Genomic DNA, 22734 nt, shown 5'->3' with positions numbered 1-22734 from the left:
GGAGACCTACCTGATGTATTCTGTATCTCCATGATCACCTTTTCGGTCGGGAGAAATGTATCTCCCAATTGTGAAGAGACCGTTAATTTTTTGCCGTTTTAACGAGTTTTTAGCGGAATTAACATTCTGTTAATATTGACTTAAGATTGGAAGCGCTTCCATGCAAGTCTGGTTCTCAACACCAGGTATCTCATGTACTAAATCACCCTATGGAGTAACTACTTCCTAACCATTTTGTGAAACAGCAAGCTCCTGAACCCGGCGCATCTCGATCTTCATGAGCAATGAAACCACCAGTGCCAATACAAAAGCTCCACCAAAAATGTAGAGACTTTGCTGGTAGCTCTTGGTTTGCTCATATACGTAGGCATTGAGAAGAGGACCGACAATACCTGCCAGTGACCAGGCTGTCAAAATGAAACCGTGAATAGTAGGCATTTCCTTCAAACCAAACAGGTCACTTATGTATGCCGGAATACTGGCAAACCCTCCGCCGTAACATGTCAGGATCACGAAAGTAACGATCATGAACAGTATGGGTTGAGTAGTAAGATTGGCAAGCAGTGGAAAGGCGATCATCTGTATTGCAAAAAAGGCCACATAGGTATTGGTTCTTCCAATGTAATCGGAAAGTGAAGCCCATACTATTCGCCCGATGCCATTAAACAAGGAGATACCCATTACCAGTAAGCTGGACATTTCCACTGAAAGGCGAACCATTTCGTAGCCCATTTTTTTAGCTGTTGCTATCACCGCGATCCCACACGACACATTGATGAATAACATAATCCAAAGCCCATAAAACCCCGGTGTTTTTAGAGCTTCAAAAGCTGTTACATCCGGTACGTTCATTAATTTTTTACTCGCAGAGTTCTTGGCCTGGCTTTCAAACTCTTCACCATAACCGGACGGTGGCGGGGCGATGTATAAAGCACTGGGTAACATGACCAGTAGGTAAATGATGCCAAGGCCAATAAATGCTGTGGCTATTGCAGATTTATCATACAACACAACCGTTCGAAATGGCGCAATGGTTGACTCAAGATTTTTGTAGGCTGTACTTTCCTGCATATTTTCAGTTTCCATTCTCATGAGTTCAGACTCATTGGCCTTAAAGTCATAGAAATCTGGTACTCCAGCCATCAATACTTCTGCCTGCTCCGGGTCTGCCGATTGCAATTCCATATATTCTTTGGCCGTTACTTCTACAGGCAGTACTATTTCAGATTGAGGTGGATTAAACACATCGATCAGATGGGCACATACCAGTCCGCCAAATCCAAAGCCCATGATGGCCAACCCGGTTGCCAGACCCCGACGATCCGGGAACCATTTCACCAGAGTAGAAACCGGAGAAATATAGCCAAGGCCCAATCCGACTCCGCTGATCACTCCAAAGAACAGGTAGAACAACCAAATGCTTTCCAAATAGACTGCTAAAGCAGAGCCAAACAATCCCACGGTAAAGAATAAAGTGGAAAGCAGCCCTCCTTTTGATGGGCCATGGATCTCAATGATACGCCCCAGGCTTGCTGCTGATATTCCCAGAAAGAAGATCGCAATACTGAATGCAATGGAAGTACTGGTGGTAGACCAGCCGAAGGTGTTTTCTAAGGGCATCTTCCATGCACTGTAGGCATATACTGAACCAATTGAGATGTGAATACCGACAGCCGAAGCCGCAATGAGCCAGCGATTTTTCATAATTTATCGATCTGTTATCTTTAGGATCACCTCTTGATGACGGTGTCGCTAAGAGTAAGAGAGCGATATGAAATATTGATGAAGGGAATGCTCATAATTTGAGAAACATAATGTTACCAAAGCATACCCATATCAAAAGCCTGCGTATCGGCAAATGAAACCTCCCCTATTGGATCAACCTGTTGTGCCCAAGCCACTGGCGATGGCATTCAGAACCAGGAGCATCTCAGGCAGTTGTTCTGCCGCTTCCTTCTCCTTTCCGGACGCTTTCAATCCACGCCATGTTTTAAGCTGCTCGATCTGCAGCTGATGCAATGGCTTTAACCTCCTGGATCGGAACTCGATCATTTTATACATACGAGGTCGCCGTTCACTCAGGTTGTGACCGTAAAGAAGCTCCAGCATCTCCCTTGTTCTGTTGAACTCAGCTTCTATATCATTCAGGTATTTTTCTGCGAGAGCCTGATCTTCAACCAACGAAGCATATTCCTTCATAATCTCCGTATCCGTGAGAGCAATTGCCGAGGATGCATTGGTAATGATATACCGGAAAGGCATGAAATTGACCGCTTCCTTGCTCAGCTCAGAAAATGCTTCCGGATCTTCATCCCGAAGTCGCTGCAGGGCTGAACCAACCCCATACCATCCGGTCAGGAAGAACCGAGCCTGGCTCCAGCTGAATACCCATGGAATGGCGCGAAGATCGCCAAAGGAACGCTTACCTGTTCTGCGGGCCGGCCTTGATCCGATGCTGCTGGATTCAATGACATCAATGGGCGTTGCCTGCGAAAAGAATTGAACAAACTCATCCGAATGCACCAGAGACTGATAGCTTTCAAGGCTGTAGTCATACAGTTTGTTCACTATTGGCTGAAGATCGCTTTGAAGGTCTTTTCCGCTGTCTTTGCTCAGGGTGTGTGAAGCCGTTCCTGCCTGCAACAACTCCAGGTTATACAAGGCAGTGACGGTATTGGCATATTTCTGAGAGATCATTTCCCCCTGTTCGGTCAGCCTCATATCTCCCTGAACCGTACCAGATGGAAGTCCCGCAATAAAACGGTGAGTTGGCCCTGCCCCGCGGCTTATGGTTCCGCCACGACCATGAAAGTATCGAATTCGGATATCATGCTTCTCACCTACCGCTGATAATTTGAGCTGCGCCTGATTCAGGCTCCAAAGACTGGCGAAGATACCTCCATCTTTGTTACTGTCACTGTACCCAACCATCACCTGCTGATACCTGTCGGAATTATCACGTTCCTGCCGGTAGGTAATGCTGCGCTGTGTGACCGGATGCTTCAAAAAAGCGTCCAGGATATCAGGCCCTTCTTCCAGGTCTTCTATCGTTTCAAGTAATGGAACCACCGGCACCTTGCAGGCCATGCCTTCATCAGTCAGCTCCATGAGGCCGGCTTCACGGCAAAGGGCGTATACCACCAACAGATCCGACAAACTTCTGGTCATGCTTACGATAAAGGATCCAATTCCATTGGTTCCATATCTATTGATGTGCTTATTTACCACATGGTAGCAAGCAAGTACGGCATCCGCTTCTGTACCTAATCCCTGCCGATGGCGAACAAAAGGACGTGAACTTTGGAGTTCAGCATTCAGGAAATCCACTCTTTTTTCCTCACTCCAGCTTGCAAAATTCTCTCCGTCTTCAATACCGGAGGCTTTAAGTAGCTGAGCCATGGCATTATCGTGAAATTGGCTGTTTTGCCTGATATCCACCGCTGCCAGATGAAACCCAAAGGTAGCTGCTTTCCGGGCAATGGGCTCCACATCACTTTTTATGATACGCCCGGCATTGATCTCATGTAAGGACTTAATGAGGATATCGAGGTCTGAAAGCACCTCCTTCTCTGATGTGTAATATCTTTTCGCATCTGGCTTTTCTACTGGTTCATCATTCTCCTGCAAGGGAAGTAAGACCTGCATCAGATTCAAATATTGGCGCCATGGCTCATCAATATTCCGTTCAAGGGCCTGTATTGCTGCTTCTCCTCCTCTTACTTTCATTTCGTTAAGTCGGGCCGAAAGCATGGCCGGTGTCTCAACTTCAAATGATGAAATACTTAATTTTTTAGCCAGCCCTGACAGGTCATTTTTAAGTAAATGTAAAGCCTGTTTTCTCAGTCCCAAGAGTGTTTCGCGGGTTACCCGGTCGGTTACGAAGGGATGTCCATCACGGTCGCCACCCACCCAGTTACCAAAACTCATTTTGGGAAACTTTCGATAATCATCCAGAAGCTCAGTATTGAAACCGGCATTTTCCCAGGCCTCTCTCAGTCGCTGATCAAGCATCGGGAGCACTTTAGGGAATACATTGGTCAGGTAGTGCATGATATTGGTGAGCTCATCCTGAATGGAGGGCTTATGCAGAAACACCTGCCCGGTATTCCATAGACGCTGCATAGCGGTCATGATCTCATCCCGGATCTGCTCCTTTTCAATTGTCGTCCACATTTCATTTTCACGCCTTACCATCAACAGGTACACAGACCTTAGCTGATCGATGACGGTAGAGCGTTTTGATTCGGTTGGGTGAGCCGTCAGTACCGGTTCAACCTTGATATCTGGGAGTTTGTTCAGAATGTCAGTTTCAGGGATTTTCTGATCACTAAGGTCCTGTAATGTCTTACCCCAAAGACCTGAGATACGATCCAGTCCATATTCATCTTCCAGTTTCCTGCGCAATTGCACGGCTGCATTTTCCTCTACAATGGTGATGAACTGAAAGTACAGTGAGAATGCCTTGCTTATCTTTTCAGAATCTGACTTTGAATGATGCCCTTCTTCAATGGCATTGGCTACCTGCTCTTCCCCGATATCCCGGAGCATTTCTACATAACAATTATGTAAATACGTGAGGTCATTCTGGATTTTTTCAAGTTCGATTCCATCATCGGTTGTACTGAAGTACATAGTGAGTGAGATTAATTGTAAGTACGTGAGTTTGAGATTCTAAAATTAACAAATCAATACTCACCGATAAAACTGAAAGGTTGATTTTTTTCCCAAGCATAGGATGACCGTGTTCAATTTATCATCATCAAGAATGAAAACCTTTCATTGGCTCTGATGCTCTGCATTGGAGCCTGCTATTGCCTCTTGTTTCTAAGAAATTAATTCTGCTAATTCCTTTTGGGTTAGTAATTCATAAAAAGAATATGGCTTTTGACGAGGGTTTAGCAGAGCGGATTCGAAACCTGCTGCGCGATCAGAATAATGTGGTAGAAAAGAAAATGTTTGGCGGACTCTGTTTCATGGTTTCCGGCCATATGGCGGTTGGCATTGTTAACGATAAACTTATGGCCAGAGTGGGTCCCGACCGTTATGAAGAAAGTCTTTCCAAGCCTCATGCCCATAAAATGGATTTTACCGGCCGACCCATGAAAGGAATGATCTATGTATCACCGGAAGGAGTACAAAAAGATCAGGATTTAAAACTGTGGTTGGATACCTGTTTGTCATTCACCTCCTCTCTCACCCCTAAATAATAATGCTATGCTGGAACCCCGTATTGTCACCATCTCGGATATAAAACTTGTGGGAAAACGCATTCGCACTTCTCTGGCTAAAGATCAGACCCGAGAGTTGTGGAAGTCGTTTCATCCCCATGTACACCAAATCGAAAACGCGACCGGTTCCGGTTTATATTCGGTACAGGTTTTTGATGATGATTTGAGTTCTGAAAGCTTTACTCCGGATACCCCTTTCGAAAAGTGGGCAGCTGTGGAGGTTAATGATTTTGGGGAACTGACAAATGGAATGGAAAATTTTACACTGGCAGGCGGTAAATATGCCGTGTTCATCCATAAAGGACTGCCCTCCGATTTCCCCAAAACCAGCCAATACATTCACAGCGAATGGCTGCCGGGCACCTTCTACGAACTGGATACCCGTCCTCATTTTGAGGTCATGAAAGAAGACTATGATCCCACCGATCCCGAAGCGGAAGAAGAAGTTTGGGTTCCCATCAGGGATTCGGAAGTCGGGTACGACTTATAAGAACGTATGCGTTGCCGTTACCCTTCTGCCTCTTTTCCGCTCCTCATCAATCGCTTGCGGAAAAACCATACAAGAAGTAGCGCAAGCCCCCATTGAAGCACAACCGTCATCACCGAAAAAGGACTCAGCGGATTGTACCAGGTGTCCGGTGCATAGGTAGTAGCAGAGAGATACATCCACCACCCCAGCAGTGTAACCACTTCAATCGGTACCACATATTTGATGATGATTTCCCACCAGGAACCTAAGGTTGTCGAGCGGTCTTCCGTGTTGATAAGCTCTTCGCGGAATTTTTGAGTTCCGTGTTTAATGACTGCATAGGAAATAAGAGCACCTGAAACCATCAGTCCCACTCCCCACACAAAATCCTGATTGGCGAAGAACGTCAGGTTCAGCGCAGAAGGAATTCCGAATCCAAAACCAGCTGCGCATATAACTAAGGTAGCTCGTTTTCGCTCAGCTCCCATATCCACAAATACTTTCACGGCCAGTTCAATCATGGAAATAAGCGAACTGAAAGCGGCAAACGTCAAGCCCAGGAAGAACAGGATGGCAAAAATACCGCCGCCTCCCATGGTTGCAAATAGCTGAGGCATCCAGATAAAAGTAAGTCCCGTTGAAGCCGGACCGGAGGTTTTCATTACATCCAGAATCTCACCACTTCCCATCTGTGGACTCAAAGTACCAAACACGGTTGAGAAAATGATAATGGCAGCCAGCAACGAAACCATATTATTCCCAATTCCGGTCTGGAATGCCGTGATGGTAACATCATCCGTTTTGCGCATATAGGCTGCGTAGGTCATTATCAATCCCCAGGCAGCACCGGTATCCCAGGCATTTTGCGTAAGCGCCTCCAGCCAGATCTCCGGTTTCTTCAATGTTGACCAATCCGGGGTAAACAGGTATTCAATTCCAAGTCCGCTGCCTTCAAGCGAAAGGGCTTTAAACAGGGAAACAATGAGTACCAGCAACAGGGAAGGAATCAACACCTTATTTACTTTCTCGATAGAGGAAATCCCCTTAATAACGATAAAGCCCCCCACACACATCACAAAGGCATGAGCTATTAGCGGCCAGCTGGAACCCTGAAATCCATCCCAAATGGCGTTGGCTTGCTGCAGGTTTGCAGGTAAAGCTTCGGTGATGCTGGTAATAAGATAGTAAAGACACCAGCCCGCTACCACACTGTAGTAAAACATGATGGCCGTGGCTACAAAGCCTACAAATCCACCCAGCCAGCCTTTTTTCTCTCCAATCAATTCAACAAAAGAACCTACCACACCTTTTCGGCCATTTCGCCCCATTCCATATTCAGCAATAATGAGAGGGATTGACCACAGAATCAGAAAGCAAATCCATGCAAACAGAAAAGCACCCGCTCCTTCTTCTCCTCCGTTCTGGGCTGCTATTCGGGGAAATCGCCAGATATTTCCGGTTCCAATGGCGATCCCGAGCACACTTAAAATCAACCCCAGTTTTGAAGAAAAACGTTCTTTTGTATTCGCTGACATGCAAAAATATTTAAAGTTGAAAATACGATTCGAACTTTCCCGTTTTAGCTGCGAGAAGTTTAAATTCTTATGTATCTTACATTTTGATTAGTATAAGGCTGTGCTTATAATTGCGAGCCTATCATAAAATGTTATCTACGAATATCCAAAAACTTTTTTGAGCAGCTAACCAATTTTACATGCTTTCAGATCATAAAACGACCAACAGATATCTCGCTCTTTTTACCTTTTTTGTTTCACTTATTATATACACGCTAACCCTCGCGCCCACTGCCAGTTTTTGGGATGCGGGTGAGTTCATTGCCGTTGCGCACGGCTTGCAGGTAAATCACCCTCCGGGCGCTCCCTTTTATTCCATCGTGGGGCGACTTTTCTCCATGTTTATGCCGGCTGAATACATTGCCGTTAGCATCAACTTTATAAGTGCGCTAACATCTGCCTTTACGGTAATGTTCTTATACCTGATTGTGGTCCGTCTGGTTCGCGAGTGGAAAGGCAATCCTGATTCTATGGATATGATGGATAAAATCGGGATGTACGGAGGTGCTTTAGTCGGAGCCCTCACCTTTGCCGTAACCGATACCTTCTGGTTTAGCGCTGTGGAAGCCGAAGTGTATGCCATGTCCATGTTTTTTACCTCTATTGTAGTTTGGATGGCGTTGAAGTGGGCTGAAAATTTCGACAAACCTTATAATGAACGCTGGCTGGTACTTATCGCCTATATGTTTGGTATAGCGATCGGTGTTCACCTCTTGAACTTGCTTGCCCTGTTCTTTGTAGCCCTGATTGTGTACTTCAAGCTTAAGGAATTTGAGTGGAAGTCGTTTTTATTGATGGGTGTCGGAGCCGTCATTGCCTTCTTTTCGGTGTATCCGTTTACCATTCAGATGATCCCGACAATGGCCAACAGTGTGGATGAAGCCACCTATGGACTTATCGGTCCCATGCTGTTCATCTTCCTGTTTATGGCCGCTGTAGCTTATGCCATTTACTACACGCATAAACACAAAATGCGCATAGCCAATATCATTGCTATCAGTTACGCGATGATTTTGATCGGGTTCTCCTCCTATTCCGTGATTATGATCCGCTCCATCGCCGATCCCCCCATCGACGAAAATGATCCTGAAACCGTGGAAGCTTTTATCAGTTACCTGAAGCGGGAACAGTACGGAGCCACTCCTATTTTAAAGGGCAACAATTATAATGACCAAACCGGGCAAATCGACCGCTCTGAAGAAGAGTTTTTCCCTCGCCGTTATTCTCCGGCCCCCAATCACCTTGATTACTACGGGCGGTATAATTCAGACTGGGCTTTCTTCTGGGATTACCAGGTTAACCACATGTACATCCGTTACTTCAACTGGAACTTCATAGGTCGTGAGGCTGATATTCAGGATACGGGTTGGCGGTCCGGATTTGAGGAGCCGGCCTATCCCGATAACCCCGCCAGTAATGCCTATTTCTTTATCCCGTTTTTACTGGGTTTATTTGGGATGATTTTCCACTTCAGCTCCGACTGGAAACGGGCACTCGCTATACTCGCACTCTTTATCGTCACGGGGTTGGCGATTATTGTGTTCCTGAATCAACCCCCATATCAGCCGCGTGAGCGGGATTATGCCTACGTGGGCTCCTTCTTTGCCTTTTCGATATGGCTCGGGCTTGGAGTCACAGGGATTATTGAACTCATCAAACAATACGCCAACAACAGAATATTGGGATATGCAGCCGTTGTTTTATGCCTGCTTGCCTCCCCTGTGTGGATGGGCTACCAAAACTGGGATGACCATGACCGTAGCGACCGGTACGTAGCTCCTGACTATGCCCGAAACCTGCTGGAGTCCGTAGCTCCAAATGCTATTTTATTTACCAATGGTGATAATGACACCTTCCCGCTTTGGTATGCACAGGAAGTGGAAGGCGTTCGTACCGATGTGCGCATCGTTTGCCTGAGCCTGTTGAATACCGACTGGTATATTAAGCAGCTCAGAGACCAGTGGTCGCACGAATCAGCTCCGCTGCCTATCTCTCTTTCTGATGAGGAAGTGGAACGGGTTACCGCTGGTATCAGCCAGTGGCAGCCACAGGATATTACCATCCCGGTGGATAAGGAAATGCTGCAGAATGCATTTTCAGAAGACATGAATTACAAAGAAGCCATCGGCGTTAAACCGGATACTTCTCTGCCCCTTTTACAGAAAGGCGTTGACTTCGAAATGCCGGTTGACTCCCTCGATGATGAAGTAACATGGACATTATACGGACGCTTTTACGGGCAAAACCAACAAGGTGACCGTATTTATTACCTCCAGGTTCAGGATCGGTTGATTTTGGATATCCTGCAAAACAACAACTGGTTGCGTCCTGTTTACTTTGCGAACACAGTTTCCGGTGAAAGCCAGCTTAACCTGCAGGATTACTTCCGAACGGAAGGAAAAGCCTATCGCGTAGTTCCTAAAGATTTCGGAGCCGGACGCGAAGGACACATCAATCCAAAAACCTTCACCGATCGTGTTGAGAATTTCAAATTCCGAGAATGGAATAACCCGGATGTCTATTTCGACGAGAACATCCGCCGTATGCTCAGCAACTACCGCTTTAACTTTATGTCGCTGGCCATGACCTACCGTGAGGAAGGTAAGATTGACAGTGCTCAATACTGGCTGAAGTGGGGAGAAGAAAAAATTCCTTTCCGTCCTTCAGAAACCAACGAGTCGCTTAAGTTGCTCTATGCCGTACGGTACGCTCAGGTTGATCTTCATGATGATGCCATGCGTCTTGCCGGTACAGCTGTAGAAGACATCAAGGAAAAGCTTGAGAAGAACCTGAATCGTTTTTCTGATATAGAGGCTGAATTCAACGAGCTGAATCAGCAACTTCAAAGCGCACAATCACGTGGCGACATTCGCACACAGCGTGAAATTCGCCCGCAATTGGAGCAGCTGAATAGTGATGCTCAGCAATACCTGACTGCGGTTCGAACGGCACGTCAATCACTGGTATTAATTCAGTACACTTATTATCAGGGTGATAACACCGAAGAAGCCAAAGCGCTTTCTGAAGAAGTAAATATGTTGATGGGCAGCAGTTTCCCTCCTATGCCGGCTACGAAAGAAGCCAGTGAGCAGGAAATTCAACGCTACGGAATCGATTAACTCTTTCATTTAAACTTATGAGAAGGTGCCGTATATTTCGGCACAATTAATGAGCCAGCTATGATTCACCAGTTTACAAAAGAAAATATTGATACCATCGGTAAGGTTTTGGGAACCAAACCAAAGCCCCTGGGTAACGACGTGTTCAGATTCGAGGTTAAAAATGAGGAAGAGCCTCGAAAACTGGCCCTTGAAATTCATCTCGGGCTGGATGTGAATGACGAACAGATGAACATGGTATCTGTGTATGCTTACAATACCTTTTTACAGCTTCACAACTGTACGGCTTTTGTTGCCAGTGAGATGCTTCAACAGGTTACGTTCTTCGGGAAATCCGGCGAAAAAACATCGGGACTTATTGTTGAGAAAACAGCCGGCTGTAGTTTATACGCCAATGTGGATCATTCCATCCTGAGCGGAGACTTCACCCAGCTTCCCGAAGATTTGATGATGTGTGGCATTGCCCTCTCCCTCACCGAGTCGATGGACGACGATTTCACCTTCTAAAACTACCCTCTTGAAAACAGATTCTTCCATCCTTCAACTTTTTAATGAAAGCGATGAGAAGGTTCCGTTAAGCCGCTCGAAAGCGGAATCCATCCTGAAGATAATTTCAGATAAGGAAGGTGTCTCTTTCTCCCTGGTTGAACTTGTTTTTGTGAGTGAGCAGGAAATTGTCCGGATCAACAAAGAGCATCTGAACCGATATTATGTCACCGATATTATTTCTTTTCGGTACGATGATGAACCCGGATCGAAAGGTAATGACGAAATTGAAGGCACCCTTTTCTGTTGTGCTCCGAGAATTATTGAACAATCAGCTGAATTCAAAGAACCGGTGGAAAGAGAATTTCAGCGAATTTTTATTCACGGGCTCCTTCACCTGATTGGATATGAAGATTCCTCAGATAAAGAAAAAGAGGCCATGACCGAGCTTGAGAATAAATATTTAGCCCTTGCCGAAGCCAACAAATAGGGAACTTCTGCGTACATCAGTCCAAAACTACGGATGAATAAACAGGACAATACAGACATTATAAAAGAGCGGAGCAAGCAATACGGTTCCCGGCTTTGGGAGCTCATCCGCACGCAGGTGGATAAACACTCTACCCTGCCCGAGAAAAAGGGCGAACTTGCCATCCCTCCTAAAAAAGTGACCGAACACCGGTGGTTAATGAACCTGCTTTTCGCTGTTCCTTACCTGCTTTTAGCGGTATTTATCACCTCTTTTTTCTGGGATTTCAACGGAATATCGGCAGAACTATTCGGACATACTTTTTCCTTTGAAGGATTGCTGCGAATTATCAGCATTAGCGGGCTCATTGGTTTTTTGACCAACTGGCTGGCTATCACCATGTTATTCAGGCCCACTCACAAGCGACCTATTCTTGGGCAGGGACTTATCCCCGCACAAAAAGACCGCATTGCCTATCGGCTGGCCCGGGCTGTGTCCGAAGATCTGATTAACCCGGAAATCATCAAGCGAAAAATTCACGAGTCTCAGGCTATTGCCAAGTACCGTGAAAAAGCCACCATTTACGTCCGTAATATTATTGACGACCCCGAATTTCGTGAAAACCTGAAGGCACTGGTTGTCAGCTATGTGGATGAAATGATTGCCGACCCCGAAGTGCGATCATCCATCGCTAAAAAACTGATTCAACAAATTGATGATGCCATTGATGAGAATTCCTTCGAGAAAGTAGCCATCAAAGCCTATAGCTTTTTGAAAGGACGGGAAATGCAGGACCTCGTTGAAAGTGCGCTGGTTAAGCTTCCTACCGGTATCGAGAACGGGCTTAATAAAATGGATGTATTCCTGGACGACCTTCCCGATAAGCTGGACGAACACGGTTCGGTGATTGAGGAAATGGTTACCAATCTGTTGTATAAGCTCATTAATCAGCTTGACGTGCATGCCCTGGTTGAAGACAATCTGCGCCAGTATGATGAAAAGAAACTCGAGCAACTGATTAAGAACGCCAGTAACGACCAGCTCCAGTACATTCAGTATCTGGGAGCTGTGTTAGGTACATTCGGTGGTTTCATTATTTGGGAACCTGTTGCGAGTATCATGGTATTGACGTTTATTATCGGGTCAACGGTGGTTGCAGATTCTCTGATCCTGAGAATGAAAAAGTCTTCCTGATCGTTATTAATTCTAAATTCAATTTTATCTACAGCAATTTTTTATGAACCTTACATCCAAGCTCTTCACCCTTCTTTTTGTCACACTCTTTACTGTGAGTTGTGCCGGAACCAAATCAACCACGGAAACTACTTCTTCATCAGAGAAAGAAACCGATACAGAAATGGTTTCTGAATCAGAAGCAGAGAAAATCACCGCCACTGAAACCTGGCATCTCACTCCCTCCGACGCTACTCCTTATTACGGTACCGGAGTGGAACGCGCCTACGCAGATTTTCTGGCCGCGAAATCACCTAAGCAAAAGGTAATCGTTGCCATTATTGATTCGGGCACCGATATCGATCATGAGGATTTGCAGGAAAATGTATGGGTGAATGAGGACGAAATTCCCGGCAATAACGCCGATGATGACGGAAATGGATATGTGGATGATATTTACGGCTGGAATTTCATCGGCGGCCCCGACAGCACCCATGTTGATAAAGATACTTACGAAGTTACCCGGCTTTATGCCAAGCTGAGTGAGAAATATGCCGGTATGAGTGAAGACTCCGTAGCTGAAGAAAATCAGGATGAATTTGACTATTACAAAGAGATTAAAGCCGCCTTTGAGCGTCGTAAAGAACAAAACGATCGTGAACTTACTCAGGTTGGTCAATCCAGACAAGCTATCATGTTTGCCAAGCAGGCGCTTGGGGTGTCCAACATCGATTCGTTAAGCGCGGAAGACCTGGAAATCAAATCAGGCGATACCCAGCAGGTTCAGCAAGCCAAGCAGATTATGAACTACCTGAAAAGCAATGGCGCAACCGAATCTGATATACAAGACCTTGAAGATTATTATGAGCACGTGCAGGGATTAGCAAATTATGGATTGAATCCCGATTTCAACCCCCGGGATATTGTAGGTGATGATTATGATGACCTCAGCAACCGCTTTTATGGCAATAATGACGTTACCGGGCCAAGCAGCGAACACGGCACCCATGTAGCCGGTATCGTAGGCGCCATTCGGAATAACAACCTGGGTGCAATGGGAATTGCGGATATTGAATTAATGATATTGCGAACCGTACCTGATGGAGACGAGCGTGATAAAGATGTTGCCAACGCCATCCGGTATGCAGCAGAGAATGGAGCAGATGTCATTAATATGAGCTTTGGAAAAGGGTATTCCCCTCAAAAGTTTTACGTAGATGATGCCATGCAATTTGCCGACAGCATGGGAGTTTTGATGATTTCAGGCTCCGGTAATGGCAGTGACAATGTGGACAGCACCGACTCCTATCCCACCCGATTTTACGAGAACGGCGGTTTTGCCAAAAACTACCTGAGTGTGGGAGCTACATCCTGGGAATCTGATTCAACGCTGGTCGCCAGCTTCAGCAACTATGGTAAGGAAACCGTTGACCTTTTTGCACCCGGTGTTGATGTATATTCAACCTACCCGGATGATGAATATAAAATGGAAAGCGGAACCAGTATGGCTTCTCCGGTGGTAGCGGGAGTTGCGGCTTTAATCATGTCGTATTATCCGGAATTAACGGCTACTGAGGTTAAAGAGATTATGCTTAAAACCGTCACCAAAGTAGATCAGGTGGTTTACAAGCCCGGAACCGATGAACCCATTCACTTCTCTGAACTTTCAGCAACAGGTGGTATTATCAATGCCTACGATGCTCTTAAAATGGCTGAGGAAAGAGTAAACCCATAACCGTTGAATACGCCCAATCCAGAATACGATGCCGTCATTGTCGGTTCAGGTCCAAACGGACTGAGCGCCGCCGTTCGGCTTTCGCAGGAAGGATTGAAGGTGTTGGTTTTAGAAGCCAAACCGACCATTGGTGGCGGAACCCGAACACAGGAAATCACCGAGCCGGGCTTTTTGCATGATATTTGTGCGGCCGTTTTACCAACAACGGCCGGCTCCCCTTGCCTGAACACGTTGAACCTGAAGGAATACGGGCTCGAATTCATTCATCCCGAAATTCCCTACGCACATCCTTTGGCTAAAGGAGATGCGGCCGTTTGTTATCGGTCGTTAGAAAAAACAGCAGAGTCTTTGGGAGCTGATCAGAAAAACTACTCCCGTCTTTTCAGCGAGTTTGCCGATCACTGGGATTACCTTTCTGAGGATATTTTTGGAACGCTCAGAATCCCCAAACATCCGCTGTTAATGGCTCGGTTCGGTTGGTACGGGCAGTTCTCGGCCAGGCATTTGAGCAACTCCCTTTTCAAAACACGGAAAGCCAAAGCCCTGTTTGCAGGTTGTGCGGCCCACAGCATCATTCCTCTTGAAAAAGCATTCAGTGCTTCTTTCGGATTGGTTCTTGGGAGTTCGGCTCACTCGGTCGGCTGGCCTGTCGCCAAAGGCGGATCGGCTTCTGTGACAACCGCTCTTGCTAACCTTTTCAAAAAACAAGGAGGAGAAATTCAGACCGATACGGAAGTGAAATCACTTTCTGATATCCCTTCTTCTAAAACCATTGTCTTTGATTTAACTCCGCATCAAATTGTTGACATTGCTGGCGATCATCTCCCAAAAACCTACCGCAATAAACTGCGGCGATACCAATACGGGCCGGGTGCTTTCAAAATGGATTGGGCATTGTCAGAACCGGTTCCCTGGCTTAATGAGGAATGCAGGAAAGCCGGAACACTTCACCTTGGCGGGACCTTTGATGAAATAGCTGAAGGAGAAAAGGCTGTTTGGGAAGGAAAACACCATGATAAACCGTATGTGCTGTTATCGCAACCCAGTCTATTTGATGGTACAAGAACACCTGAGGGCAAACACACGCTCTGGGCTTATTGCCATGTACCGAATGGTTCCACCAAAGATATGACACAAGAAATTGAAAGCCAGATTGAGCGGTTTGCACCGGGCTTTAAAGATACGATCATTAGTAAACACACCATGACGGCTCAGGGATTTGAACAGTACAATCCCAATTATGTGGGTGGAGATATTAATGGAGGAGCACAGTTTTTCAAACAACTTTTTGGCCGCCCGGTTTTGAAGTGGAACCCCTATAAAATTCCTGCCGATGGCATGTATATTTGCTCCTCTTCTACTCCTCCTGGTGGTGGTGTTCACGGGATGTGTGGTTATAATGCAGCTCAGTCTGTTCTCAAAAATGAATTCGGAATCTCATCTGATAAAAGCTAAGATAAGCGTATCTTAAGGCATGCTTAAAGCGCTACATACGACTATTCAAAATTTGCGGCCTGATTCCTCCAAAATCAGGCAGAAATCCCCAAAGTGGACCATCTTCAGCATGGTCATTGCTTTGTTGATTTCCGTACCTATACTCACGGTGGTATTCTCCATTTTTACTCCTTCAGGAGAGATCTGGAGTCACCTGGCAGAAACCGTTTTGGGCGACTACATCCAAAACTCCCTCTTACTTATTTTCGGCGTTTCGTTTGGGGTGATTGTGATTGGGGTATCATCAGCCTGGCTGATTACCATGTGTGAGTTTCCGGGACGTAAAATCTTCGAGTGGGCTTCCATCCTTCCTTTTGCTATTCCCGCCTACCTGATGGCCTATATCTATACCGACTTTCTGGATATTGCCGGTCCGTTGCAAACCACCATTCGTAACCTCTTTGGTTTGGGGATTGATGCCTACTGGTTTCCAAACATCCGCTCTATTGAAGGAGCTGTTTTGATTATGTCGCTGGCCTTCTATCCCTATGTTTACATGCTGGCGCGTTCATCCTTTTTAGAACAATCGACCTCTCTGCTGGAAGCGAGCAGGATTATGGGGTATTCTACCTGGCAAAGCTTTTTTAAGGTAGCTCTGCCTGTCGCGCGACCCGGTATTGCGGCAGGACTCGCCCTTGCCCTGATGGAAACCCTGAATGACTTTGGAACCGTACAGTATTTTGGTGTTCAAACCTTTACTACCGGCATCTATCGAACCTGGTTTGGGCTGGGTGAACGGCCGGCTGCAGCACAGCTCGCAGCATTCTTGATGGGCTTTATTGTCGTTCTGCTCATTCTGGAGCGATGGTCACGAAATAAGATCAGTAATGAAAAAGCCAATTCCAGTCGTTTTAAAAGACTAAACCGATTTAAACTGAAAGGTTTCAAATCCTGGGCTGCATTCACGGTTTGTTTTCTGCCGGTTTTAGCGGGATTCATACTTCCGGTAATTCTGCTGCTGGATATGTTCTTTTCAAACCTGAATCATCTTGATTTTGAATTTATCGAGCTGGCTTTTAACTCCTTTACCGTTTCAGCGATAACCGGGTTTCTTGCCGTAGGCATTGCCCTTATCATGGCTTATTCGGCACGACTTAACCCTACAAAACCTGTCAAACTGTTTAACCGGATCAGTTCGCTGGGCTATGCCATCCCCGGGTCTGTGATTGCAGTTGGGGTCCTTATCCCCTTCGGGCTATTTGATAATTCGGTTGATGCTTTCTTCAGGGAAAACCTCGGCTTTTCAACCGGACTGTTACTCAGTGGGACAATCTTTGCGATGGTGTTTGCCTATCTCGTTCGGTTTCTATCTGTTTCGTTTGGAGGGGTTGAAGCGAGCATGGAAAAAATCACCCCAAACATGGATGAAGCCGCCCGTGGAATGGGTTATACGTTCACTAAAGTTCTGCGGAAGATTCACATCCCCATGATGTCGGGAGGACTGCTTACAGCCGGGTTACTGGTTTTTGTAGATGTGATGAAAGAACTGCCGGCTACCCTGATCGTCCGCCCTTTCAATTTTGACACCCTGGCTGTACAGGTGTACCGCTATGCCTCCGATGAGCGATTGGCAGAATCAGCCGGAGCCGCTTTGATGATTGTGTTGGTAGGGATTATTCCGGTGATTATCATAAGCCGTACCATTGCTAAATCCCGGAAGTCTGAAACGCAATAGAACAGCGAACACCGAATGGCGAACAAAGAACGTTTAACGTTCCGGCCTCCAATCAAAACATCCATCACCCCGTTTCTGTCCTATCTTTCATACATGCCTGATTTTGGGAAACGGAATGATGGATAGGGTATATCTAAGATCTTGCCTCTGCTCAGCAGCGCAGGGCTGAACCCCATGATTGCGTACCTGAATAGATCATGAATTGTGGCAGCCCATTTGGCAGTAATTACCATGCATTCAGGTACACAAGAATGCCGTTCACGGCTGAGGTTGTAGAAATTACCGAGCTGAACATTAACATCGAACACCGAATGACGAACAAGGAACCTTTAACGTTCGTCCTTCGATGTTCCTTGTTCGATGTTCAATCTATTTCCAGCCGGCCCGGTCCATAATTTGGATGGCTTCCGGGTTGTTTCTTCCTAAAGCGGATACATTTACCGCATCGCTTTTAAATTCCCCGAATTCCTTAAGAACGTCAGCAATCTCTGCATTCTCGTTGATGGGATATTCGTTGTTTCCGCCGATATAATATTTCTGAGCTTCCGTTGTGGTCAGGTATTCCAGAAATTTAATCGCATTATCTTTGTTTGGTGCATTTTTCAGGATACCGGCACCGCTGATATTCACGTGAGCTCCACGCCCATCTTCTCCTTGGTTAGGAAATACAAATTCAACCTTGGAAGCCGCTTCGAGGTCTGCTTCGTCATCGCCGGTAATCATTACGGCAAGGTAATAGTGATTAGCAACCGCTACATCACATACACCGGCAGCAACTCCTCTGATTTGATCTCTGTCTCCACCCTGGGGATCCCGCGCAAAATTAGATACCAGTCCTTCGGCCCATTCTTCAGTAGCTTCTGCACCCATGGTTTCGATCATAGAAGCAACCAGCGACTGATTGTAGATGTTATTGGAAGATCGAATACATACACGGCCTTCAAATCTTGGATCGGCTAAATCTTCGTAGGTCAGTTCTTCATGGTTTTCCACGGCATCGGGATTAACCACGAGTCCACGCACGCGCTTGGAAAGACCTACCCAAAGTCCATCAGGATGACGGAAAGAAGATGGAATGCGCTCTTCCAGAGTTTCAGATTCAAACGGTTGAAGAATATCTGCTTCTTCAGCTCTCCAAAGTCGGCCGGCATCAACGGTGATGAGAATATCTGCAGGGGAGTTAATTCCTTCACTTTTCACACGTTCAATAAGCTCGTCTGAGCCACCTTCAATCAGGTTAACTTCAATTCCGGTTTGCTCTGTAAATTCTTCATACAACGCCTGATCTGTATCATAGTGACGTGCTGAATACACATTTACTTCTTCCTGTCCCGTACAGGAAGCAAAAATCATTGCCAGTGCAACGAGAGAAAAAATGGTGGATTTCATAAGATTGGTTTTATTGTTGGTAGTTATATATTTGATGAGCCCTAAATTAACCTTTATTTAGATTTATTCTAAACAGATGATGGCAAAAAACAGTAAAAATCTATTTGGTGAAGAAAACCTGGACATTGAATCCATTGAGAGAGCCAAGACTATTCCCTCACGATGGTACTATGAACCAGAGTTCTTCAACTTTGAACAGGATCATCTCTTTACTAATCACTGGCAATTTATTTGCCACGAGGCCCGGATTCAGGAACCCGGAGATTCCTATACCACCGACATTGCCCAAAACCCTGTTATTGTTTTGCGAACCGCTGATCATGAGGTCAAGGCTTTCTTCAATGTGTGCAAGCATCGTGGCGGACCGCTTGCCGTAAAGAAAGGGACCAAAACCGTACTGCAGTGTCAATATCATGGCTGGACCTACCTGGATGACGGTTCACTCCGTGGAATTCCTGACTGGAACCTGGTTGAACTGTTCGATAAAAAGGATTTCGGGCTTGAAGCTGTAGAAATCAAAATCTGGCAGGGACTTATATTTGCAAGAATAAACCCCCAAACACCGAAGCTTTCTTCTCTTTTATCAGGGATTGAAGAACGAATTGCCCCTATTAACCTGGGAGCATTGCAATTTCATTCGGAGCACATTTATGATGTAGAATGCAACTGGAAAGTGTATGTAGATAATTACCTGGAAGGTTATCACATCCCGATTGTGCACCCTGAACTCGCCAATCTGCTCGACTACCGAGCGTACGTCACGGAAACGGAAACGTGGCATTCTCTGCAACACAGTCCCTTTAAAGCCAAAGAAAGTGTGTATTCTCAGGATGGCGGTGAAGCTTTTTACTACTTCATCTTCCCCAATATGATGCTGAACATTTTACCCGGCCGGTTACAAATAAACAAGGTGGTGCCGGTATCACCGAAAAAATGCAAAGTCATCTTCAGCTATTTTTATGATAATGTACAGGCAAAGCAAGAATCGGGACTTATCGATGAAGACATTGCATACAGCCACGATATTCAGCTTGAGGATGTTGAGATTTGCGAAGCCGTGCAGCGCGGACTTTAATCCAGCGCTTATGATCAGGGTCGATTTTCAGTGAAACGGGAACAGGGAGTTTATCACTTTCAGAGCCTTCTCAAAAAAGAGTTCAGGAAAGCGGTTTAGAAATTGTAGTTTCTTCTACTCTTCGTTGTCACCCGGCCGGTGATTTTCGGGATCCAGCCATCTTAATGTTTTCCATTGATACATCCCGGAATTATGACCGTCTCCCCAGGTAATCTGTATGGCATGATTCCCAACCTGTTCTAAGTTCCGGATTTCGATGCGGGAAGGGTTTTCTTCAAAAAAAGCTTCCGGCTCAAAGTCTCCCATGCTTCCATGTCCACCCCGGCACATCACGCAGGGGCAGTTTTTTCGGAGTCCATATAGTGGAAAAACAGTGGTATGTCCATCTTCCCAGGAAATTTCCAGAACCTGATCTTTATTACTAACTTCAATGCCCGTTGGCGTTGTGGATGCGTCCATCAAATCTGTATTTTCTGTTTAAATATCTAACCAAAATTAACCAATGATCTGGATAGTTGTATCAGCAATTGCGACAGCCGCCATCAGTACCTGGCTGGGTTATAAAAGGCTTATTTATCTCGATCAACTCACGGCCAGAAATATATCCTACACCCTGATTGGGGTACTCACCCTTTTCCTGATGCTTCAATGGCTGCACCAAATCGGGTATTTCCCGGAAGCCATTGCCGGAGCCGTAATGGCCAATGTGTATTCTTCCCTATTTGGATTTTTTATGGGAGCGGCCGTTCAGCAATTTCAGCAAAAAACCAATTGCGGTGAAATTGTATATGTGAACCGGTCTTTCTGGACGGATATTTTCCCGAGTATGGTAACTATAGGTATTATCCTTTTTGGGATACAAAGAACTTCGTTGTTTTCAGATCTTCCCTTCACTCCCATTAGAGTGACTTCAGGTTTATCCATCATCGCCATTGGGGCTTACAGCTTTACCATCCGGCTGGTTCCGGAGTTGAGAAAAAATGGGTTAATTCTGCTGGATCGTAAAATAAGCTGGGAACAGTTTTTCACCTATTCCTGGTTTTCTGAGGGTGTGATTGAAATAGAGTATAAGCGGGATGAGAAAATCCGCAGCTTTAAAACCATGATTCCCAATGAAGACCACCTGTTTGTAGAAAAAATTCTGTCTGAAAAGATTGCCGAAAAGCTGGAGAAAGACGAATTTGATGAATACGAAGAGTTGGAGTGATAAAGTGATAAAGTGAGTTAAAATAAACTACTCATCACTTAATCACTCTATCACTTCATGACCCTTTTAAAATTAATAAACTGAATACCTATGGCCTCTTTTGATATTGTTAATAAAGTAAATACACAGGAAGTTGATAATGCCATCAATAATACCCTGAAAGAGATTAACAGCCGTTATGATTTCCGTGGCCTCCACACCGAAGTGGAATTTCATAAAAAGGAAAACCGGATTCACCTGGTAGCAGCTGAAAACATGAAGCTTGAAGCCGTTAAAGATATGCTGGCCAAAAACTTCATTAAGCGGGGAATCAGTTCTAAAGTGTTGGAATACGGAGAGCCGGAAGGAACTTCACAAGGACATCTGAAAATGGATGTGATACTGAAAGAGGGAATTGACCGTGAAACGGCGAAGAAAATCACCAAAGGGATTAAAGGAATGGGAATTAAAGTCCAGCCTCAGATTCAGGAAGACCAGGTTCGTGTGGTTGGCAAGAAAATTGACGACTTACAGGCCGTTATCAAAAACCTGAAAGCCAAAGACTTCGGCGTCCCCCTCCAGTTTGTGAATATGAAGTGATTGAGTGATAAAGTGTTTAGGTGTTTAAGTGTTAATGACTAAAACCAAACACGTTCACACTTTAACACCTAAACACTTTCAAACTTAAAAATACCGATCCCACTCTACCATAATGCATTTGTTGCGTATGTAAGGGAGCTCTTGTTCTTCAGCAACTTTCTTGGCTTCCGGGGATGAGACATCAAGCTGCGTCCATACAACAGGATTTTGTCCGGTTTGCTTTTTCCATTCGGCGACATCACGGGCTGCATCAGCAGCATATTCTGAATTGCGGAATACATTCACGATGTCAATTTGGATGTCTTTGGGGATATCGGTGAGGGAATCGTAGCATTTTTCTCCGTAGATTTCTTCCGGTCCCGGATTAACCGGTATCACCCGATATCCTCTCTCCTGCAGAAACCGAGCTGCGTAGTTGCTGGTGCGATACACGTTCTCAGAGCAGCCAATAATGGCAATAGTTTCAGCCTCTGAAAGCACCTCATTGATATTACTAATTGTTTCAATCATTAAAACCTGTCTCGATAGCCGTCAATTGTATTCAAATATCCTTATCTTATATCACCTAATCACTATAAACTAAAACAAAACGATTTATTTTGTCTAAAGTAAAAGACGGTGACACCGTAAAAGTCCACTACACTGGAAAATTAGAAGACGGATCTGTTTTTGATTCTTCTGTATCAAGAGACCCATTAGAAGTAACATTGGGTGAAGGAAAATTGATTCCAGGTTTTGAGAAAGCTGTTGTTGGTTTAGAAGTTGGAGATAAGACCACAGCTAATATTGAATCTGCCGATGCATATGGAGAGCGCAGAGAAGACCTGGAAGTAACTATTGAGCGTGAACAACTTCCTGAAGATATTGAGCCTGAAGTTGGAATGCAGCTTCAACTGAACCAACCAAACGGACAGCCTGTACCTGTACAGATTACTAAAGTAGAAGAGGAAAACATCATTATTGATGCAAACCACCCTCTTGCAGGTAAAGACCTGACTTTTGATATCGAATTGGTTGAAATCATAAACTGATTTCGCTTCTTTGAAACGTAATTGATGGAGT

At 45.4% G+C, this 22734-nt stretch carries 19 protein-coding genes; 13 read left to right on the top strand and 6 right to left on the bottom strand.

Annotated features, from left to right (window positions below; translation table 11 throughout):
* Positions 1 to 225: 225 nt before the first annotated feature.
* Positions 226 to 1704: an OFA family MFS transporter gene (locus tag NM125_RS13295; RefSeq protein ID WP_255135446.1), complete on the bottom strand. Its 1479-nt coding sequence runs from the start codon at positions 1702 to 1704 to the stop codon at positions 226 to 228.
* A 174-nt stretch (positions 1705 to 1878) separates the two neighbouring features.
* Positions 1879 to 4632, bottom strand: a complete 2754-nt coding sequence (locus NM125_RS13290) for a phosphoenolpyruvate carboxylase (protein ID WP_255135445.1) — start codon at positions 4630 to 4632, stop codon at positions 1879 to 1881.
* Positions 4633 to 4877: 245 nt separating this feature from the next.
* Between NM125_RS13290 and NM125_RS13285 the strand changes: the two genes are divergently transcribed.
* Both NM125_RS13285 and NM125_RS13280 read left to right on the top strand, forming a co-directional pair.
* Entirely contained in the window at positions 4878 to 5207 is a 330-nt protein-coding gene (locus NM125_RS13285; RefSeq protein WP_255135444.1) for a TfoX/Sxy family protein, read from the top strand.
* Between the two features lie 7 nt (positions 5208 to 5214).
* A complete protein-coding gene (locus NM125_RS13280) occupies positions 5215 to 5718 on the top strand; it encodes a GyrI-like domain-containing protein (RefSeq protein ID WP_255135443.1) in 504 nt (167 codons plus the stop codon).
* A gap of 17 nt (positions 5719 to 5735) precedes the next feature.
* Here NM125_RS13280 and NM125_RS13275 read toward each other — a convergent pair whose 3' ends face one another.
* Positions 5736 to 7232: a sodium-dependent transporter gene (locus NM125_RS13275; protein WP_255135442.1), complete on the bottom strand. Its 1497-nt coding sequence runs from the start codon at positions 7230 to 7232 to the stop codon at positions 5736 to 5738.
* 179 nt (positions 7233 to 7411) lie between these two features.
* On the opposite strand from NM125_RS13275, the gene NM125_RS13270 reads away from it, so the two are divergent.
* From NM125_RS13270 to NM125_RS13240, 7 genes are read left to right on the top strand one after another with little or no spacing between them, the layout of a single operon-like run.
* Positions 7412 to 10390 carry a protein O-mannosyl-transferase family gene (locus NM125_RS13270; protein WP_255135441.1) on the top strand — a complete coding sequence of 993 codons (2979 nt, stop codon included), beginning with the start codon at positions 7412 to 7414 and terminating at the stop codon, positions 10388 to 10390.
* 60 nt (positions 10391 to 10450) lie between these two features.
* Positions 10451 to 10897 (top strand): hypothetical protein, encoded by a 447-nt coding sequence (locus NM125_RS13265; protein WP_255135440.1) that lies wholly within the window; start codon positions 10451 to 10453, stop codon positions 10895 to 10897.
* Between the two features lie 10 nt (positions 10898 to 10907).
* Positions 10908 to 11366 carry an rRNA maturation RNase YbeY gene (gene ybeY / locus NM125_RS13260; RefSeq protein ID WP_255135438.1) on the top strand — a complete coding sequence of 153 codons (459 nt, stop codon included), beginning with the start codon at positions 10908 to 10910 and terminating at the stop codon, positions 11364 to 11366.
* Between the two features lie 33 nt (positions 11367 to 11399).
* Positions 11400 to 12539 (top strand): DUF445 domain-containing protein, encoded by a 1140-nt coding sequence (locus NM125_RS13255; protein WP_255135436.1) that lies wholly within the window; start codon positions 11400 to 11402, stop codon positions 12537 to 12539.
* A gap of 43 nt (positions 12540 to 12582) precedes the next feature.
* Positions 12583 to 14253: a S8 family serine peptidase gene (locus NM125_RS13250; protein ID WP_255135435.1), complete on the top strand. Its 1671-nt coding sequence runs from the start codon at positions 12583 to 12585 to the stop codon at positions 14251 to 14253.
* Positions 14254 to 14256: 3 nt separating this feature from the next.
* Positions 14257 to 15708, top strand: a complete 1452-nt coding sequence (locus tag NM125_RS13245; RefSeq protein ID WP_255135434.1) for a phytoene desaturase family protein — start codon at positions 14257 to 14259, stop codon at positions 15706 to 15708.
* Positions 15709 to 15727: 19 nt separating this feature from the next.
* Complete coding sequence (locus NM125_RS13240; RefSeq protein WP_255135433.1) at positions 15728 to 17422, top strand: ABC transporter permease; 1695 nt, start codon at positions 15728 to 15730, stop codon at positions 17420 to 17422.
* A gap of 369 nt (positions 17423 to 17791) precedes the next feature.
* Here NM125_RS13240 and NM125_RS13235 read toward each other — a convergent pair whose 3' ends face one another.
* Positions 17792 to 18811 carry a Fe(3+) ABC transporter substrate-binding protein gene (locus tag NM125_RS13235; protein WP_255135432.1) on the bottom strand — a complete coding sequence of 340 codons (1020 nt, stop codon included), beginning with the start codon at positions 18809 to 18811 and terminating at the stop codon, positions 17792 to 17794.
* 79 nt (positions 18812 to 18890) lie between these two features.
* Here NM125_RS13235 and NM125_RS13230 point away from each other — a divergent pair, with 79 nt between their 5' ends.
* Positions 18891 to 19886: an aromatic ring-hydroxylating oxygenase subunit alpha gene (locus tag NM125_RS13230; RefSeq protein WP_255135431.1), complete on the top strand. Its 996-nt coding sequence runs from the start codon at positions 18891 to 18893 to the stop codon at positions 19884 to 19886.
* Between the two features lie 114 nt (positions 19887 to 20000).
* On the opposite strand, the gene NM125_RS13225 is transcribed toward NM125_RS13230, so the two are convergent.
* Complete coding sequence (locus NM125_RS13225; RefSeq protein WP_255135430.1) at positions 20001 to 20345, bottom strand: gamma-butyrobetaine hydroxylase-like domain-containing protein; 345 nt, start codon at positions 20343 to 20345, stop codon at positions 20001 to 20003.
* A 43-nt stretch (positions 20346 to 20388) separates the two neighbouring features.
* Here NM125_RS13225 and NM125_RS13220 point away from each other — a divergent pair, with 43 nt between their 5' ends.
* Both NM125_RS13220 and NM125_RS13215 read left to right on the top strand, forming a co-directional pair.
* Positions 20389 to 21093, top strand: a complete 705-nt coding sequence (locus NM125_RS13220; protein ID WP_255135429.1) for a DUF5673 domain-containing protein — start codon at positions 20389 to 20391, stop codon at positions 21091 to 21093.
* A gap of 90 nt (positions 21094 to 21183) precedes the next feature.
* Entirely contained in the window at positions 21184 to 21672 is a 489-nt protein-coding gene (locus NM125_RS13215) for a YajQ family cyclic di-GMP-binding protein (protein ID WP_255135428.1), read from the top strand.
* Between the two features lie 84 nt (positions 21673 to 21756).
* On the opposite strand, the gene NM125_RS13210 is transcribed toward NM125_RS13215, so the two are convergent.
* Positions 21757 to 22182: a CoA-binding protein gene (locus NM125_RS13210; protein ID WP_255135427.1), complete on the bottom strand. Its 426-nt coding sequence runs from the start codon at positions 22180 to 22182 to the stop codon at positions 21757 to 21759.
* Positions 22183 to 22271: 89 nt separating this feature from the next.
* Between NM125_RS13210 and NM125_RS13205 the strand changes: the two genes are divergently transcribed.
* Positions 22272 to 22703 carry an FKBP-type peptidyl-prolyl cis-trans isomerase gene (locus NM125_RS13205; RefSeq protein ID WP_255135426.1) on the top strand — a complete coding sequence of 144 codons (432 nt, stop codon included), beginning with the start codon at positions 22272 to 22274 and terminating at the stop codon, positions 22701 to 22703.
* The last annotated feature ends 31 nt before the right edge of the window (positions 22704 to 22734 follow it).

The organism is Gracilimonas sediminicola, from assembly GCF_024320785.1.
Taxonomy (GTDB): domain Bacteria; phylum Bacteroidota; class Rhodothermia; order Balneolales; family Balneolaceae; genus Gracilimonas; species Gracilimonas sediminicola.
Note: the sequence above shows the minus strand (reverse complement) of the source record. Positions and strands in the feature narration are given on the sequence as shown.